Source organism: Tenacibaculum agarivorans (genome assembly GCF_001936575.1).
GTDB classification, from domain to species: Bacteria; Bacteroidota; Bacteroidia; order Flavobacteriales; family Flavobacteriaceae; genus Polaribacter; species Polaribacter agarivorans.
Window position 1 is genome coordinate 106793 of record NZ_MSMP01000003.1, and the last position, 17355, is coordinate 124147.

A 17355-nucleotide genomic window follows, 5' to 3' on the forward strand; every position below is an offset into this window, starting at 1 on the left:
AAAAAAATAGAAGCGTTCTTTTTAGAACGCTTTTTTTTGTAGCATTAAATCATTTATATTTGACACTTTAAATCATACAACTAAATGAAACTTTTAGAAAATAAAACCGCTATAATTACAGGAGCTACCAGAGGTATAGGTAGAGGAATCGCTTTAGAGTTCGCAAAGCAAGGAGCTAATGTAGCATTTACATATAACTCATCTGTTGAAGCAGCTAATTCATTAGAAAAAGAGTTACAAGAATTAGGAGTAAAAGCAAAAGGATATCAATCTAATGCAGCAGAGTTTGATGCGGCTCAAGAATTAGCTAAAAATGTTTTAGAAGAGTTTGGAGCGATTGATGTTTTAATTAACAATGCTGGAATTACAAAAGATAACTTATTACTACGTATTTCTGAAGACGACTTTGACAAGGTAATCCAAGTAAATCTTAAATCTGTTTTTAATTTAACTAAGGCAGTGATTAAGCCGATGATGAAGCAAAGAGCTGGTTCTATAATTAACATGAGCTCAGTTGTAGGGTTAAAAGGTAACGCAGGTCAAGCTAATTACGCAGCTTCAAAAGCAGGAATTTTAGGTTTTTCTAAGTCTGTTGCATTAGAATTAGGATCAAGAAATATTCGTAGTAACGTGATTGCACCAGGATTTATTGAAACAGAAATGACTGCACAATTAGATGAAAAGGTAGTAGAAGGATGGAGAAATGAAATTCCTTTAAAAAGAGGAGGAACTGCTGAAGATGTAGCTAATGCATGTGTTTTCTTAGCTTCTGATATGAGTTCTTACATCACAGGTCAGACTTTATCTGTTGACGGAGGAATGTTAACATAATAAATGTATTATAATTATAAAAAAGGCGCCATTTGGCGCCTTTTTTATTTAGTTTATAATAATCTGTTTAGAAAAAGTATCTTCTCCATTTGTATTTAATTTAAGTAGATATATACCTGAACTTAAATTTAATCCTTTTAAAGAAACTCTTGTAGTTTTAGAGTTAATGTTTCTAGTTATAATCTCTTCACCATTTATGGTAAATAGCGTTACAGTGATAGGTGAAGTTCCTAATGTTTCTAAGTTAATGTTAAAGAAATCTTTACTAGGATTTGGCGTAATTGTTAATTTAGAGAATATGCTTTCACTTTCATTACCAATAGTAACTTTATCAATACTTGTATCTGTTTTATTGACAAGATTATTTCCACAAGTACCTTCGTAAATCTTTACATTGGTAAATAAAGAAGTGTTTCCAGATCCACTATCATTATCATTTATAAAGACCAATCTATCCATATTTCCTGTATAAAAATTCCCTACAGGAATTATATATTTTGTAGTTCCATTAGTGTAATTATCGTAATTAGTGACTCCGTAATTTTGAGTTCCATGCAATTTGAAATAATTTGTTGAAGTTAAATTATTATCATTTTCAAAACCAATTCCATGAATTTCTCCCTGAGAAGTACTAGAAAAATCAAATTCTAAAACTGTTTGAGAGGTTACAGTATATGCATAGTTAATAGATTTCCAAGTATTATTCGTTAATGATAATGATTCGCCAGAATTTAATACGGAAAAAGTACCATCAGAATCTTGATTAGAAAAGGAAGAAATAGTAAAGTCATTAAAATTCAAAGATGTACATGTTGGAGGAGTAGTGGTATTCCCATTATCAAGTAGAATATTATCAATAGCAATATCACTCTGCCAGCCTTCATTTCCAGAGCCTGTAGTAACTATAAACCTAATTTGAATATTAGACTTATTTGCATAATTATTCATTGAAATATCTACGGTATTCCAGCTACTTCCTTGACTTCCATTTTTTGAAAAGATTGTAGTCCAAATATTATCTTCTTTTGTCTTAGCTTCAACTTCTAATGTAGCTATCGAATTGCCTAACATATGGTAATCAAAGTTTAATTGAGGAGTATCTAATGTGGTAAAGTCAAAACAAGGAGATTCTAAAATTGCCTTTTTACTTGGAAAACCAGTGCCATTTCCTGATGCTTCTACGTATATATAATAATTTCCAGCTGAAGCATTACTAGGGCCTGTATTATTTGACGGAGTAGTACCAGTATTTCTAGTAAAATTTAAATCATCATCTACAGACTCAATCCATAAATTTGAAGTAGTTTCAAAACTCTCTTGATATGGAAAACTATTTATTGTTTGTGTACATTCTTCACTGGAAGTAGTTTCACCGTTAGAAATTTCAATTAAATATTCTAAAGCTAGTTTTGCAAACTTTGCAGCATGAGTAGCATTTGGAGTAGGAGACTTATCAAAAGTATCACCTGTAGTATGAATATTTGGATTACTTTGATTGAATGAAGCTTCAAAAGGAAAAGCTACATCATAACCTTGTTGAGCCCAACTGTAGTGGTCTGAGCATCCATAGTTACATTGTGAAGTACCGTATGTCAATTGATGTTGACCTGAACCATTATAAAAATTTAGAAGTTCTATTAAAAAGTTATTCAAGGTGTCATCATTATAAGAATCTGTAGAAATGTAAATATCTCTTGGAGATCCTTTATAATTTGTCATGTCTAACTGCATGAAACTTAATACATCTACATTTCTTGTTCTATAATCTTCTGCAATTTCTCTCGATCCTCTTAAACCTACTTCTTCAGCAGCAAAAGCCATAAATTCAATAGTTCTTTTAGGTTTAAAGTTCAGTTCAAAAAGTACTCTAGCTGCTTCTGTAAATGTAGCTATACCAGAAGCATTATCATCAGCACCTGGAGCATTATTATTATTTCCAAATGCAGTGGAATCAATATGGCCTCCAATAATAACATATTCGTCAGGAGCATCTGTTCCGGTTATAGTCATCACCACAGAAGGCATATTTGTACTGGTATGATTTACTATTCTAACTGTAACATCGTTTCTGCCCGAAGCCATATTTTCCCAACGTGTTTTTAAGTCTAAAACAGCTTGTCTGGCAGTATTAGTTGTATGATAACGTGTACCATATGCTTCCAATTCTTGAATATGAGTAGCAATGTTCATATTATCTACTAAATCAAGACTTTGCCTTACTAATTGTTCTTGAGTAATAGAAAATTTATTAAACTTTGTTCCAATATTTTTAGAAACTAAACTTTTTGTTCTTCTAATAGTAGCTAAAGCACTTGCTTTTGAAGGTTCGTACACAAAACCAGGTCCATGCACTAAAACTTTGTGATGTAATTCTTCTGCAGCATTATGAGTTAACATTACAGCACTAAAACCATTAATTGATTCAATAATAGTAATATCATCAGGATGATTTTTTTTAAGTTGATTGGCATCATTTGTTTGAATTGTAGCATAGAAAAATTCAGGGGTTACTTGCGCATTAATGGAATAACTAATGAGTAAATTAAATAAAAGGGATAGGGTAATAAATTGAATTGATTTCATTTTATTAGGGTTTTTGGTTAATATTCGGAGGTTTAACAGCTATAAAGACTCTAAGAAAAAGAGGTTTATAATTGATATTTAAATTAACTAAAAAAACAGTTGATGGTATAATTAATGTTAAAATTTTACAATAAAAATATTAAAGTTGTTATTTAGTTAAAAAAAGAGAAAAATAAACAAGTAAAGATAGGTAGCATTAAAACTTTACTCTAAGACTTAAATTTGGAGTTAGACCAAGCGAAGTATTTTCAGTTTTAACAAAATCAAAGTTTAAAAACTCTCTTGAGTAATAAGTATTTAATATATTTCTTCTATTTAGAATATTCCACACTGAAATTCCGCTAATTAAATTAACATTACCAATTTTAAAATTATAATTTACGGAAGCATCTAATCTATAGTAATCTTTTTGCCTACTATTATTAACGTCTAGAAAACGAAAAACGGGGTCATTATTTTCTGTAAATTCTTTAATTTCTGTATAAGGCTTACCAGAGTACCAATTAAAACCAATAGCAAAATCGAAGTTATTATAAATATATGTACTAGAAACATTAAGTACATTTCTTATATCGAAATTACTAGGAAAAGGATTTCCATTATTTAAATCTTCAAATATATAGTCATTCTTTGTATAGCTATACCCTAACCCTATTCTTAAATTATTTATCTTTTTTTGAATTAGTAGATCTACTCCTTTTACACGGTAACTTCCAACAAAACTAGATTCATTAAGATTATAAACTAGATTTAGTATTCTATTTTGAAAACCTTGGCTTTTACTGTTTATGTTATTTACTAATTTATGATATGCTTCTACATTAATTAGCCAGCCATCTTTTTTATAGTAGCCTCCAACTCCTATTTGTTGATTTGTAATTATAGGAAAATTATCACCAGTCACAGGATTTTGCCCTGCCAATACCCAACGTTCTCTTTCAATACCTAAAAAGTCAGCATCTAAATCAATAATTTGTGAAGTAGCTTGGCTTCGTAAACTACTATTTATTTCAAAACTGATAGTATTACTCAACTTGTAATTGAACGCAAATCTGGGTTCAAGAAACAATCGCCCAAATTTTTCATAGTAATTAGCTCTTAATCCAGCTTTTAAATAGAAATCCTCTTCATTATAATTTAATTGACTATATAGGCTATGTGTATTTAAAACTTGTTTCAAGTTACTTGCAAATAAAATTTCAAAACCATCTGTATTACTTATACCTATTTGAGAAAAATGATATCCAGTAGAAACATTAGTTTTTTTCGAAATTTCAAAATTAGTATCTAATTTAAAGCCATTATCAATAACTTCATTTGCTTGTGCACGCAAATTTATATTAGTTTCATCATAATTATAATATGTAGAAATTAGATTATAACGTGAGGTATATATTTTAGCTTCAGTAGTAAGCCAACTATTCCATGATCCTTCATAAGTAATGCCGAGGCTAAAGTTCTTCTGTTCAATCACACTATTACCTATTATAGTATCATCATTAGTTATATCATCATCTATCTTAAGATTTTCCTCATAATTCAAGTTATTTTCAATATTTAATAAAACTAGTTTAAACAGATTTTTATCGTTTATACGATAAAGAAATTTGGTAAATACATCATAAAAACTAAATTTTTCATTTTTAGCTGACAAAAAACCTCGATCAAATGCTGAATTAATATCTGCTTCCTGAAAGGCTCTATTAAAATATTCATTAAATGTAAAAGTCTTTAAAAAATCAGTGTTTGATCGTCTAGTAGCTATTTGTAGTTCTATTTTTTTAGATAAAGGAAGAATTCCTAGAAAATCAAAACTCAATAAATTTCCTCCTATATTAATTTGAGTTTTATCTGAAATTTTATTTGGAAGTTTCATATCGATCACACTAGAAATATTTTCCCCATATTTACTGGAAATCCCGTTCTTAGAAAGCTTAGTTTTATAGTTTAAATGTGGGTTAAAAGCGGTAATTAGACCAAAAAAATGCCCTGATTGATACATTCTAATTCCATCGAATAGAATTAAATTTTGATCATGTGTACCCCCTCTAATATTTAAATCAGAAATAGATTCACTTGCGCTAACTACACCAGGTAGTGCTTGAATAGCTTGTAAAACATCAGGTTCAATTAAACCAGGTAGGATACCTAGATTTTTTGTTTTTAATTCTAATGATCCATCTTTATTTTTAGAAATACCTGAAGTTAAAAATCCTGTTACAGATACTTCATTTAAATCTTCAAAGAATTCTGAAACAATAACTTCTTCTTGTTTTTTAATACTAATAAACCGGTTACTTAAAATATCAAAGGATAGATTTGTATTTGAATTTAAGAAATCTAGTGCTTCATCTAGAGTAAGATCTTTTTTGGGAAGTCGGGTACTAATATTTTCCACTGTTTTATCTCCAAAAGAAAAACTAACATTGTACCTATCTTCTAATAGTTTTAAAATTTTTTTTACAGGCAATATACTATCTCTCTTTTCTTGAGAGAAAATGAAAGTATTTGAATAAAAAAAAAGAATTAAAATAAGTTTACAGATGGTTTTCAATATTCAAAATTATTTTACTTCCACTTTTAGTGTATTTAATATGTAAAGGTAGAGTTATAGCTTTTAAAGCTAAATCTAAATTATTATGTACAAACTTACCCGTAAATAATTGTTTAGTATTGATAGCATTTGTAATTATTTCAATACTATACTGTCTTTCAAGCTCTTTAAGTACATTAATCAAAGGTTCGCTTATAAAATTACTTTCGTTAGATATCCATGAAGGTTCCGTTTTTTCGGTGTTATTTTTTATAAAATTTCCAGCTATAAAAGAATCTCCAGGAGAAAGTTTAACATTCTTATTTTTATGAAAAACACTAACGAGGCCTTCATAACAAACTACTTCAAAAATTTCACCTCTAACTTTCACATTAAATTCGGTACCTAAAACTTTTACATTTCCTTGATCAGTAATTACATCAAATGTAGCTCCTTTAGCAACTTTAAAAAATGCTTCACCTTTTAAAGTTACTTCTCGTTTAGTTTTCCAAGTTTTTTTATTAAAACTAATTGAACTCACAGCATTTAAATTTACAGTAGAGTTATCAGGTAATTGGGCTAATGTTTTATCAGCATAATTTGTTTGAATTCTAGTAATATCATTTTTAATGAATACCTTATAAATACCTAAACTCACTAATAAAATAGCTGCAACCTTAGCACTAAAATTAATAATTTTTCTAATTGGTTTATCTTTTTGCTTCTTCTGTGAAATAATTGAATCCAGAATTTTTTCTCGATCTATAATTGGTTTAACCTTAAATTTTTTAAGGCTATCATTTATTTTCATTAGTTCGTCATGGTCATTAAGGTTTTTGAACGCTTCATGTTCTTGAGCATTCAGATCATGATTCAACCATTTTTTTATTAAATCTGATTTTTCCATGTTATTTATTTCAATGCTATAACAACTTAGTTTACTTATTTCCTACTTTAAATAATATAATCTTCTCTTAACTTTTTGAGAGCTCTATATATTGTTCTTTTTAGGAATGGAAGCATATTTTAGTTTTACTTTTTCATGTTTAACCTGATACATTAAATTATTAGCTTAAGTATTATTTAGCTTAAAAAGAGAAAAATAAAGAAGTAAAGGTGTTGAGTATTAAAATTTTACTCTAAAACTTAAATTTGGAGTTAGACCAAGCGAAGTATTTTCATTTCTAACCAACTCAAAATTGTTATTTAATGTATAATATGCTCCTAAAACATTTTTCCTATCTAAAATATTCCAAATAGAAATACCACTAGTAGCATCTAAATTACCTATTTTAAAATTGTAATTTACGGAAGTATCTAATCTCAAGTAATCTTTTAAACGACCACTGTTAATAGGCTCATAATTAATCCTATTGTTATTATTTACACCAATAGCAGGCGTGAATGGTTTCCCTGAATGCCAGTTAAAACCTAAGGCAAAGTCAAAATTATTGTAGGTATAAGTTCCGGCTAGATTAATAACATTTCTTATATCTATATTATTAGGAAAACGTTCTCCTTTATTCAAATTATCAAAGAAATAATCATTTGTGGTATAACTATAACTTAACCAGGTTTTTATATTTTTTATTTTCTTATGGATTAAAATATCTATTCCTTTGGCTCTATAGCTACCAATATCACTAAGTTTTTCAAAGTTTAAGAGATTATTACTTGTATCTTGAAGTAAATTTGTTTGAAATGCCTGACTTTTACTATTAATACCATTAACTACTTTATAATAGGCTTCAGCACTTATTAACCAGTTGTTTTTCTTAAAATAAGAGCCAATACCTATTTGTTGACTTGTTATAATAGGAAAATCATCTTTAGTTATAGGATTATTTCCAGCTAAAACCCAACGTTCTTTTTCAATACCTAAAAAATCATCATCAAGATCAACAATTTGTGAAGTAGCTTGACTTTTTAAGCTACTATTGATTTCAAAACTAAAACTATCATTAAATTTATAATTTAATGATAGTCTGGGTTCTATATATAATCTGCTTAGTTTTTCATAGTAATTAGCTCTGACACCTGCCTTAAAGTAAAAATCACTATGGGAATAATTTACTTGGCTATATAGCGTATGAGTGTTAAGTACTTGTTTTACCAACCCTAAAAATAAAAGATCGGAGTTAACTAAATTAGTTTGATCAGAATTACTTATACCTGTTTGAGAATACTGATAACCAGTGGATAAATTAGTTTTAGGAGAAATTTTTACACTGGTATCCAATTTGAATCCAATATCAATAACTTCGTTTTCTTGAGTAAGGTTTTCAGAGTTCACAAAATTCTCATTCACAGAAAATAAATCGTACCGTGTAAAATATACTTGAGTATTAATTTTAAACTCATCACTCCAATTTCCCTCATAAGTAATACCACTTGTAATATTACTTTGATTGAGTTTATCCATTTGTTGTAAACTAATTTCTGTGGTTGATACAGAAGTTTCTTCGTAATTTAAATTATTCTCGATATTTAAAAATACAAAGCGTAATTGATTTTGATCATTAATATTCCAGATCAGTTTACTGTAAATGTCGTAAAAACTAAATTTTTCATCTTTTATCAAAATTTTACCTTGATTAGACGTAGAGTTGAAATCAGCATCTTGGAAGGCTCTGTTAAAATATTGATTATAGGTAGGGGTATCTAAAAAATCTGTAGTAGATCTTCTAGCAGCCAGTTGTAATTCTATCTTTTTATTGATAGGGAAAGTACCTAAAAGATCAAAGCTTAATAAGTTAAATCCCGCATCAACTTCAACTTCATCAGAAATTTTGTTAGGTAATTGCATATCAATTACTCCAGAAGTATTTTCTCCAAATTTAACATCACTAGCACTTTTAGAAATATTAATATTATAGTTTAGATGTGGATTAAAAGCAGTTATTAAACCAAAAAAATGTCCAGATTTGAACATTCTAATACCATCAAAAAGGATTAAATTTTGATCATGAGTTCCACCTCTTATATTTAAATTTGAAATAGATTCACTAGCACTTACTATTCCAGGTAATGCTTGTACAGATTGTAAGATATCAGGTTCTATTAACCCAGGTAAGATTCCTAAATCTTTAGTCTTTAATTGCAGTGATCCATCTTTATTTTTTGATATTCCTGTAGTTAAGTACCCCATTATGGATACTTCATTAAGTTCTTGAAAGTAAACTTTAGGTAAAGGAAGACGCTGTTCTTTTTTTACAGCAATAAATCGATCATTTAAAATTTCAAATATTAACGTGGAATTATACTCTATGATACTTAATACTTCTTCTAATGTGTTTTCCTTTTTAGGAATGTCTGTAAAAATATTTTCAATAGTCTCATCTACAAAAGAAAAACTGACATTGTATCTTTTTTCTAAAATTTTTAAAACTTTGTAAATAGGTAATTTACTCTTACTTTTCTGTTGTGGGAAAAGTAAAATATGTGAGAAAAGAATGCATAGAATTAAAAAAGACTTACTGAAGGGGGGTGTCATTAAATACTATTTTGTTACCACTTTTACTATAATTTACGTTTAATGGTAAAGTTATAGATTTTAAAGCTAAATCTAAATCATTATGAACAAACTTGCCTGTAAATAATTGTTTAGTATCAATAGTATTTGTGATTATTTCAATATTATATTGTCTTTCAAACTCTTTTAGTACATTAATTAAAGGTTCACTTATAAACTCACTTTCGTTAGATGTCCATGATGGTTCCGTTTTTTTTGTACTATTTTTTACAAGATTTCCAGCTCTAAAAGAATCTCCAGGGGAAAGCTTTACAGTCTTATTTTTATGAGAAACACTAACTAATCCTTCATAACAAACTACCTCAAAAACTTCATCCCTAACTTTCACATTAAATTCAGTTCCTAATACTCTTACATTTCCTTGATTAGTAATTACATCAAATGTAGATCCTTTAGCAACTTTAAAAAATGCTTCACCTTTTAAATTTACTTCTCGTTTAGTGTCCCAATTTTTTTTATCAAAACTTATGGTACTAACAGCATTTAAATTAATAGTAGAATTATCTGGTAATTGAGCTAATGTTTTATCTGCATAATCGGATTGAATAGTAGTAATATCATTTTTAATGAATACCTTATAAATACCTAAACTCACTAATAAAACAGCAGCAATTTTTACGCTAAAATTAATAATCTTTCTAATTGGATTTTGTTTTTGTTTCTTCTGTGAAAGAATTGAATCCAATATTTTTCCTTGATCTATAGTTTGTTCAGCCTTAAACTTTTTAAGACTGTTATTTATTTTTATTAGTTTATCATGGTCATCAAGGTCTTTAAAAGCTTCAAGCTCTTGATCATTGAGATCATAATTCAACCATTTTTTTATTAAATCAGATTTTTCCATGTTCTTTATTTCAATACTATAACAACTAAGCGTATTATTTTCCTACCTTAAAATTATATTTTTTTATAATCCCTCTATATCTTCTCTTAATTTTTTAAGAGCTCCATATATTCTTTTTTCTACAGCTTTTACAGAAATATTGAGAATTTCAGCTATTTCTTTAAATCGTTTTCCTTCAACTCGATTTAATAAAAAAGCAACTCTTTGTGCTTCAGTTAAATTAGCTAGAGCATTTTGGATTTTTTCCATGTACTCATCTTCTTCCATTAAAAATTGTGGAGACTCATTTGTGTGCTCTTTTTGAGGAGCAGAAGCATATTTCAATTTTACCTTTTCATGTTTAACCTGGTTCAGCATTAAGTTATTAGCAGTAGTATATAAAAAGCTTTTAGCTTTGTCTAAAGTGATTTTATGACAATTTTGCCAAATCTTTAAAAAAGCTTCTTGCATTTTATCTTCAGGATTCAATTTGTCTCCAAATTTATAATACAAAAAATTGTATAAATCTTTTGAATGTTTATTAAAAAACGAAGAAAAAAGAGTCTCGTTACAAATATCTTTATGTATGTTTTTACTCATTAAATAAATGGCATAATTTTTATAAAATTAATAAAATTTAAATTCAAAGGTAGGATTTTTTGTAAATCAGTTGTTACATATATAGTAATCAATTGTTTGAATATTTGTTATTATTCTTTCACTAAAAGAAACGTTTTATTAGTAAAATTAAGTATAATAGAAATATTTTAACAATTTTGAATTAACAGATGAGTTATTTATAAGTTTAGTATTTTTTAAAAACTTAAATTACTACCTTGTGGTGGTATTTAGATTATGAAAACAAAAGGAATTCAGAATTTCACTAGTAGTGCATTGATCGCAATTATGATGTTGATCAGTCTTTCTTCATGTCAAGAAGAAAAAATTGAAATTAAAGAATCACAAGATACTCTAAAGGCAGATTCTACTATTGTAAATTTAATGGTAAGAACTGTTACTAATGATGGATCTATTGATAATATAATAGACAAAGCAAATTGTTTAGAAATAAAGTTGCCAGTAACTGTTATCGTTAATAACGTAGAATTAATAGTTGAAAATGTAGATGGATATGCTACAATTGAAGGAGTTTTTGATCAGTTCTCTACTGATCAGGATAAATTAGAAGTTCAATTTCCAATTACTGTAATACAAAATGATTATTCTGAATTAAGGGTAAATAATGAATTGGAATTGGAAGAACTTAAGAAATCGTGTAATGGTGAGAATGAAGAAGATGATGATATAGAATGTATTGATTTTGAATATCCGTTAACTGTATCGGTTTTTAATATTTCTAACTCAGTAACAAATACTCAATCTATAGAAGATGACAAACAATTTTATCAATTATTAACTGATATAGATGATCTTACTTCTGCCGCAATAAACTTTCCAATAAATTTAAAATTACATAACGGTGAAAAAATAACTGTAAATAGTAATAAAGAATTAGAAGAAGCCATAGAAGGTGCAATGAATGGGTGTGATGAAGATGATGATTTTGATTTTGATGATGATGATGAGATTTCTGATTATGAAGTTTATTGTAATGCAGCAGCTTTAACAGAAAAATTAAAGCAGGAGTGTGGTTGGTCTGTTTATGAAACCACAGAAAGTTCAATTACAAATTTTGGATTTAAATTTGATTCAAATTTCACATTTAAGATAGTTGATCCTGTTGGTGGTCAAGTAGGTATAGGAACTTGGGAAATCGAAGATTTAGGATTAAATAAAGCTAAAGTCTTAAAATTAAGAACTAATCCTACAAATCAATTTGAAGATTATATTCAAGGAGATTGGGTAGTAGAAGGGTGTTCTCCAAATTCTATGTATCTATATAGAGGAAATGATTTAATCATCATAACAGGAAATTGTGCACCAGATATAAATGCTGTTGCTATTTTACTAATTAATTGTACTTGGGATTTACCATTATTGAAAAAACAAGGTGTAGATTTATCAATACAATTTTCAGATTTCCATTTTGAATTTTTGTCTTCAGGATTATTTATTTTTACTAACGGAGTTGATAGTTACCAAGGAGCTTGGGGAATTGATGATGTAGGAGGAGGAAATATTGTTGTAGCTATTTCGTCAGCTGAGTTACCTCAAATAAGTGATTATTATTTAGTCACTAGTATTAAAGATGATAAAATTGATCTATTAGGAACATTAGATAGTCAAATAATTCTGAGTAAAAGGGAATGCAAGTAAATTTTTACTGAGTTCTGAGAATCGCGTATATCATAATTTTTTTTTATAAAAGCAAATAAGTCTGTATTAGTATACAGACTTATTTTTTAGGGGATTATCAAAATAACAGTAATTCATAGGGAATTACCTGTCAAATTCATCAAAGGTACCATCATTATAAAGTAAAATAACTTTCACTAATAACTTTTTATTTTCTATCAGTGAGTTATCATTCTTTTTTTCGGGCTTTTCAACGTCTTTTGTAAGTATAGATTCTTCTTTACTAGAAGACTTTACAATTCGTTGACTAAATAGAGATGGGGGACTGTCTTTAGTATCGGAATTTTTTGGAAATGATCCTTCTCCATATAATAACCAGTCTAAATCTACTTCTTCAAATGTTTTATCCACTTTTATTATAAAATCCAGACTAGGTTTATTTCTTCCCGATAAAAGGTGTGATATACTAGATCTTGGTACATCTATTTTTTCCGCAAAATTAGATGATGTTAAATTATAATGATCTAATATGATTTTTAATCGGTCTATCATTTCACAAATGTAAACTAATATTTAATGTTTACAGTTGTAAATATATAAAATTATATAGAATGAGCAAGTAAAGTGGAATATTTTAACATTATAAACTAAGATTACTAGGTATTAATACTTTAATTAAATGTATTTAATATATTGATTACAAGTCGATTAACATTGAATAATAAAATTTATTTATACTGCTCAAATTCGGTTAAATTCGAGCTTTATAAGATTGTAAACCTTAAATGACTAGCATAATTATACAAAATTAGGGTTATATATTGTTATTAAATCTTATAGGAGACCATTTTTAAGTTGATAGAAGACTTATAAAGACATTATACATCTGTAACTTTCATGTAAGTTATGTGATTACAAATGTAAATTAGCTAAAACAAATAAGGTTTACATTTGTAACCATTTATCCTGTTCACATTTGTAAATAAAAAAGACACCTAAAAGGTGCCTTCATAATAATATATGTAAAAATTAGATTAGTTATTATTCTTCTGATCAATCCACTTTTTTGCATTTACAAAAGCTTCCAACCAAGGAGAAACTTCATCTTTCCTATTCTCTGGATAATAAGGCCAATTCCATTGGAATGTTGATCTTTCAATATGTGGCATAGTAACTAAATGTCTTCCAGTTTTATCACAAAGCATAGCTACGTTAAAATCTGAACCATTAGGATTATGAGGATACCCTTCATATGCATATTTAGCAATAATATTATAATCACTTTCTTCTTTAGGTAAATTGAATTTCCCTTCTCCGTGTGAAATCCAAACTCCTAAAGTATTTCCTGCTAAACTAGATAACATAACAGAATTATTTTCACCAATTTTTACAGAAGTAAAAGAACTTTCATGCTTTTTTGAATCATTATGAACCATTTTCCCATGAATATCATGTTCTGGATTGATTAATTCTAATTCCATCCATAATTGACAACCATTACAAATTCCAACTGATAATGTATCTTCTCGTTCAAAAAACTTCTTAAGTGCTTTATTAGCTTTTTCATTATATAAGAAAGCTCCAGCCCAACCTTTAGCAGACCCTAAAACATCAGAATTAGAAAAACCTCCTACAGCTCCAATAAATTGAATATCTTCTAAAGTTTCTCTACCTGATATTAAATCAGTCATATGCACATCCTTAACATCAAAACCAGCCAAATACATAGCATTAGCCATTTCACGTTCAGAATTTGAGCCTTTTTCTCTAATTATTGCTGCTTTAGGTTTTGGTTGTGAACTATCAATTTTAGGTAGTTTCCCTGTAAAGCTTTGAGGGAAAATATATTCTAAAGGTTGATTCTTATAATTATTAAATCTGTCTTCTGCTAAATTATTAGCTGTTTGTTTCTGATCTAATAAATAAGAAGTTTTATACCAGGTATCTCTTAATTCACTTACAGACAATGAATATAAATCATCGTTATTCTTGATGTTCAATCTATCAGCTTCTACAACTGAACCAATTTTAAAGAATTCAATTGTATTTTCATTTAAGATAGATTCTATAGAATCATCTTTAGATTGAATGATAATTCCGTTATTCTCAGAGAATAATAATTTAATAGAATCTTCTTCATTTAATCCAGATAAATCAATGTTCGCACCAGTATTCGTATTAGCGAAACATAATTCAAGTAATGTAGTAATGAAACCACCAGAAGCGATATCATGTCCAGCAACAATTTTGTCATCTTTTATTAATTGCTGAATTACATTGAATGTTTTCTTAAAGAATGAAGCGTCTTTGATTGTAGGAGCTTCATTTCCTATTTTATTAATTACTTGCCCGAACGAACTTCCACCTAATTTGAACGTATCTTGAGATAAGTTGATGTAGTAGATACTTCCTGCATTTTGTTGGAAAACGGGTTCTACTACTTTTGTAATATCATTACAATTTGCAGCAGCAGAAATAACAACAGTACCTGGAGAAATTACATCTTCATTTGGATACTTTTGTTTCATTGATAAAGAGTCTTTTCCAGTAGGGACATTAATTCCTAAATCAATAGAAAACTCAGAAACTGCTTTTACTGCTTTATATAATCTAGCATCTTCACCTTCATTTTTACAAGGCCACATCCAGTTAGCAGATAATGAAACTGATTGTAAACCATCTTTCAATGGAGCCCAAACAATATTAGTTAATGCTTCTCCGATTGAGTTTAAACTTCCTGCTGTAGAATCAATTAAACCAGAAATAGGGGAGTGGCCAATAGAAGTAGCGATCCCTTCTTTTCCTTTAAAATCTAAAGCCATAACACCAAGATTGTTTAAAGGAATTTGTAATTGACCAACACATTGTTGTTTAGCAACTTTACCACCAACACAACGGTCTACCTTATTTGTTAACCAATCTTTACAAGCAACCGCTTCTAATTGTAGTACTTGGTTTAAATAATCGTAGAAATTTTCTTTAGAATAATTTACTTCGCTATAGTTTCTAGAAACTGTTACGTCGTTCATTATGGTTTTTGGTGAGCTTCCGAACATATCGTTCAGTGCTAAGTCCATTGGTTTATTACCTTTCGTTTGAGATTCGAATGTAAATCTATGATCATTAGTAACATCACCAACTGTATACATAGGAGATCTTTCTCTTTCAGCAATTCTCTCTAATGTATTAATATTTTCTTCAGAAATAACTAATCCCATTCTTTCTTGAGATTCATTTCCGATAATTTCTTTATCAGATAAAGTTGGATCACCAACAGGTAACTGGTCTAAATCAATTTTACCACCAGTGTCTTCAACCAATTCAGATAAACAGTTTAAATGCCCACCAGCTCCATGATCATGAATAGAAACGATTAAGTTTTCCTCACTTTCTACCATTCCACGCACTGCATTTGCTGCACGTTTTTGCATTTCAGGATTAGAACGTTGAACTGCATTTAATTCAATCCCAGTAGAGAATTCACCAGTATCAGCAGAAGAAACCGCTGCTCCTCCCATACCAATTCTATAATTTTCTCCACCAAGAATTATAATTTTATCGCCATCTTTTGGAGTATCTTTTAATGCTTGTTCAGCTTTACCATATCCGATTCCTCCAGCTTGCATTATTACTTTATCGAAACCTAATTTACGTGCATCTTCTTCATGTTCAAAAGTTAGAACAGATCCACAAATTAAAGGTTGCCCAAATTTATTTCCAAAATCAGAAGCTCCATTTGAAGCTTTAATTAAAATATCTATTGGGGTTTGATATAACCATTTACGTTCATCCATTCCTTTTTCCCAAGGACGATTTTCTTCTAAACGAGAATAAGATGTCATGTAAACAGCAGTCCCTGCTAAAGGAATAGAGCCTTTACCACCTGCCAATCGATCTCTAATTTCTCCTCCAGATCCTGTAGCAGCACCATTAAAAGGTTCAACTGTAGTAGGGAAGTTATGTGTTTCTGCTTTTAAAGAAATTACAGATTCAAATTCTTTTGTTTCGTAAAAATCTGGTTTATCAGCACTTTTAGGAGCAAACTGTTCAACTTTAGGTCCTTTAATAAAAGCTACATTATCTTTGTATGCAGATACGATATCATTAGGGTTTTGTTTTGAAGTTTCTTTGATCATTTTGAATAGGGAAGTAGGTTGTTCTTCACCATCAATGACAAAAGTCCCATTGAAAATTTTATGTCTACAGTGTTCTGAATTCACCTGAGAAAATCCAAAAACTTCTGAATCTGTTAGTTTTCTTCCAATTCTATCAGAAACTTCATTTAAGTATTCTATTTCTTCATTACTCAAAGCCAATCCTTCTTGTTCGTTATATTGAGCGATATTTTCAATTTCTAAAATTGGCTCTGGTGTAATGTCTATGGTATAAATGTCTTGGTTTAAACCATTATATTTTTGAGAAATCATAGGGTCGAAACCTGTAAAGTTTTTCTCTACTGTTTCAAATTCTTCTATCCTAATAATTCCTTCAACCCCCATGTTTTGAGTAATTTCCACAGCATTGGTACTCCAAGGAGTAATCATTGCTGCTCTAGGACCAACAAAAAAGGCGTCAATTGACGCCGCATCTATTTTAGGTTGATTTCCAAATAACCAAGTTAATTTAGATATATCTTCTGAAGAGAATTCTTTTGATGTTTGAACAGCAAATACTTTACTGTTTGTGTTTCCAAAGAAATGAATCATTCTATATAATTTGTGTTGTTATAAACCGCAAATTTACCTTTTTGATCACAAATAGAAATAAAAAAACTCGTAAAAAATTACGAGTTTTAAA

Annotated in this window: 10 protein-coding genes; 2 read left to right on the forward strand and 8 right to left on the reverse strand. The window is 28.8% G+C overall.

The annotated features are described in order from the left end of the window. Positions 1-84: 84 nt before the first annotated feature. Entirely contained in the window at positions 85-831 is a 747-nt protein-coding gene (gene fabG, locus BVC87_RS03250; RefSeq protein WP_075340917.1) for a 3-oxoacyl-[acyl-carrier-protein] reductase, read from the forward strand. Positions 832-879: 48 nt separating this feature from the next. Here fabG and BVC87_RS03255 read toward each other — a convergent pair whose 3' ends face one another. The 6 genes from BVC87_RS03255 to BVC87_RS03280 form a co-directional block, all read right to left on the reverse strand. Next, on the reverse strand, positions 880-3414 hold the full coding sequence (locus tag BVC87_RS03255; RefSeq protein ID WP_075340918.1) for a M20/M25/M40 family metallo-hydrolase: 2535 nt from the start codon (positions 3412-3414) through the stop codon (positions 880-882). Between the two features lie 196 nt (positions 3415-3610). Then, positions 3611-5884 carry a FecR domain-containing protein gene (locus tag BVC87_RS03260; RefSeq protein WP_159439310.1) on the reverse strand — a complete coding sequence of 758 codons (2274 nt, stop codon included), beginning with the start codon at positions 5882-5884 and terminating at the stop codon, positions 3611-3613. Positions 5885-5951: 67 nt separating this feature from the next. Further along, positions 5952-6854, reverse strand: a complete 903-nt coding sequence (locus BVC87_RS03265; RefSeq protein WP_075340919.1) for a FecR family protein — start codon at positions 6852-6854, stop codon at positions 5952-5954. Positions 6855-7073: 219 nt separating this feature from the next. Continuing rightward, the gene (locus tag BVC87_RS03270) at positions 7074-9440 is read right to left on the reverse strand and encodes a TonB-dependent receptor plug domain-containing protein (protein WP_075340920.1); all 2367 of its coding nucleotides are present in this window, start codon (positions 9438-9440) and stop codon (positions 7074-7076) included. Continuing rightward, a complete protein-coding gene (locus tag BVC87_RS03275; RefSeq protein WP_075340921.1) occupies positions 9421-10323 on the reverse strand; it encodes a FecR family protein in 903 nt (300 codons plus the stop codon). Before BVC87_RS03275 ends, BVC87_RS03270 begins: the two co-directional genes overlap by 20 nt. Before the next feature lie 63 nt (positions 10324-10386). Beyond that, on the reverse strand, positions 10387-10902 hold the full coding sequence (locus BVC87_RS03280; RefSeq protein ID WP_075340922.1) for an RNA polymerase sigma factor: 516 nt from the start codon (positions 10900-10902) through the stop codon (positions 10387-10389). Between the two features lie 255 nt (positions 10903-11157). Between BVC87_RS03280 and BVC87_RS03285 the strand changes: the two genes are divergently transcribed. Then, the gene (locus tag BVC87_RS03285) at positions 11158-12579 is read left to right on the forward strand and encodes a hypothetical protein (RefSeq protein WP_075340923.1); all 1422 of its coding nucleotides are present in this window, start codon (positions 11158-11160) and stop codon (positions 12577-12579) included. A 123-nt stretch (positions 12580-12702) separates the two neighbouring features. Here BVC87_RS03285 and BVC87_RS03290 read toward each other — a convergent pair whose 3' ends face one another. Both BVC87_RS03290 and purL read right to left on the reverse strand, forming a co-directional pair. Continuing rightward, positions 12703-13110 (reverse strand): helix-turn-helix transcriptional regulator, encoded by a 408-nt coding sequence (locus tag BVC87_RS03290; protein ID WP_075340924.1) that lies wholly within the window; start codon positions 13108-13110, stop codon positions 12703-12705. Positions 13111-13592: 482 nt separating this feature from the next. Then, positions 13593-17264 (reverse strand): phosphoribosylformylglycinamidine synthase, encoded by a 3672-nt coding sequence (purL, locus tag BVC87_RS03295; RefSeq protein ID WP_075340925.1) that lies wholly within the window; start codon positions 17262-17264, stop codon positions 13593-13595. Positions 17265-17355 lie beyond the last annotated feature (91 nt).

What these genes read in the sequence shown, in the direction of transcription:
- fabG (WP_075340917.1), top strand. Translation starts at nt 85, where the DNA reads ATGAAACTTTTAGAAAATAAAACCGCTATAATTACAGGAGCTACCAGA.
- BVC87_RS03255 (WP_075340918.1), bottom strand. Translation starts at nt 3,414, where the DNA reads ATGAAATCAATTCAATTTATTACCCTATCCCTTTTATTTAATTTACTC.
- BVC87_RS03265 (WP_075340919.1), bottom strand. Translation starts at nt 6,854, where the DNA reads ATGGAAAAATCAGATTTAATAAAAAAATGGTTGAATCATGATCTGAAT.
- BVC87_RS03270 (WP_075340920.1), bottom strand. Translation starts at nt 9,440, where the DNA reads ATGACACCCCCCTTCAGTAAGTCTTTTTTAATTCTATGCATTCTTTTC.
- BVC87_RS03275 (WP_075340921.1), bottom strand. Translation starts at nt 10,323, where the DNA reads ATGGAAAAATCTGATTTAATAAAAAAATGGTTGAATTATGATCTCAAT.
- BVC87_RS03280 (WP_075340922.1), bottom strand. Translation starts at nt 10,902, where the DNA reads ATGAGTAAAAACATACATAAAGATATTTGTAACGAGACTCTTTTTTCT.
- BVC87_RS03285 (WP_075340923.1), top strand. Translation starts at nt 11,158, where the DNA reads ATGAAAACAAAAGGAATTCAGAATTTCACTAGTAGTGCATTGATCGCA.
- BVC87_RS03290 (WP_075340924.1), bottom strand. Translation starts at nt 13,110, where the DNA reads ATGATAGACCGATTAAAAATCATATTAGATCATTATAATTTAACATCA.
- purL (WP_075340925.1), bottom strand. Translation starts at nt 17,264, where the DNA reads ATGATTCATTTCTTTGGAAACACAAACAGTAAAGTATTTGCTGTTCAA.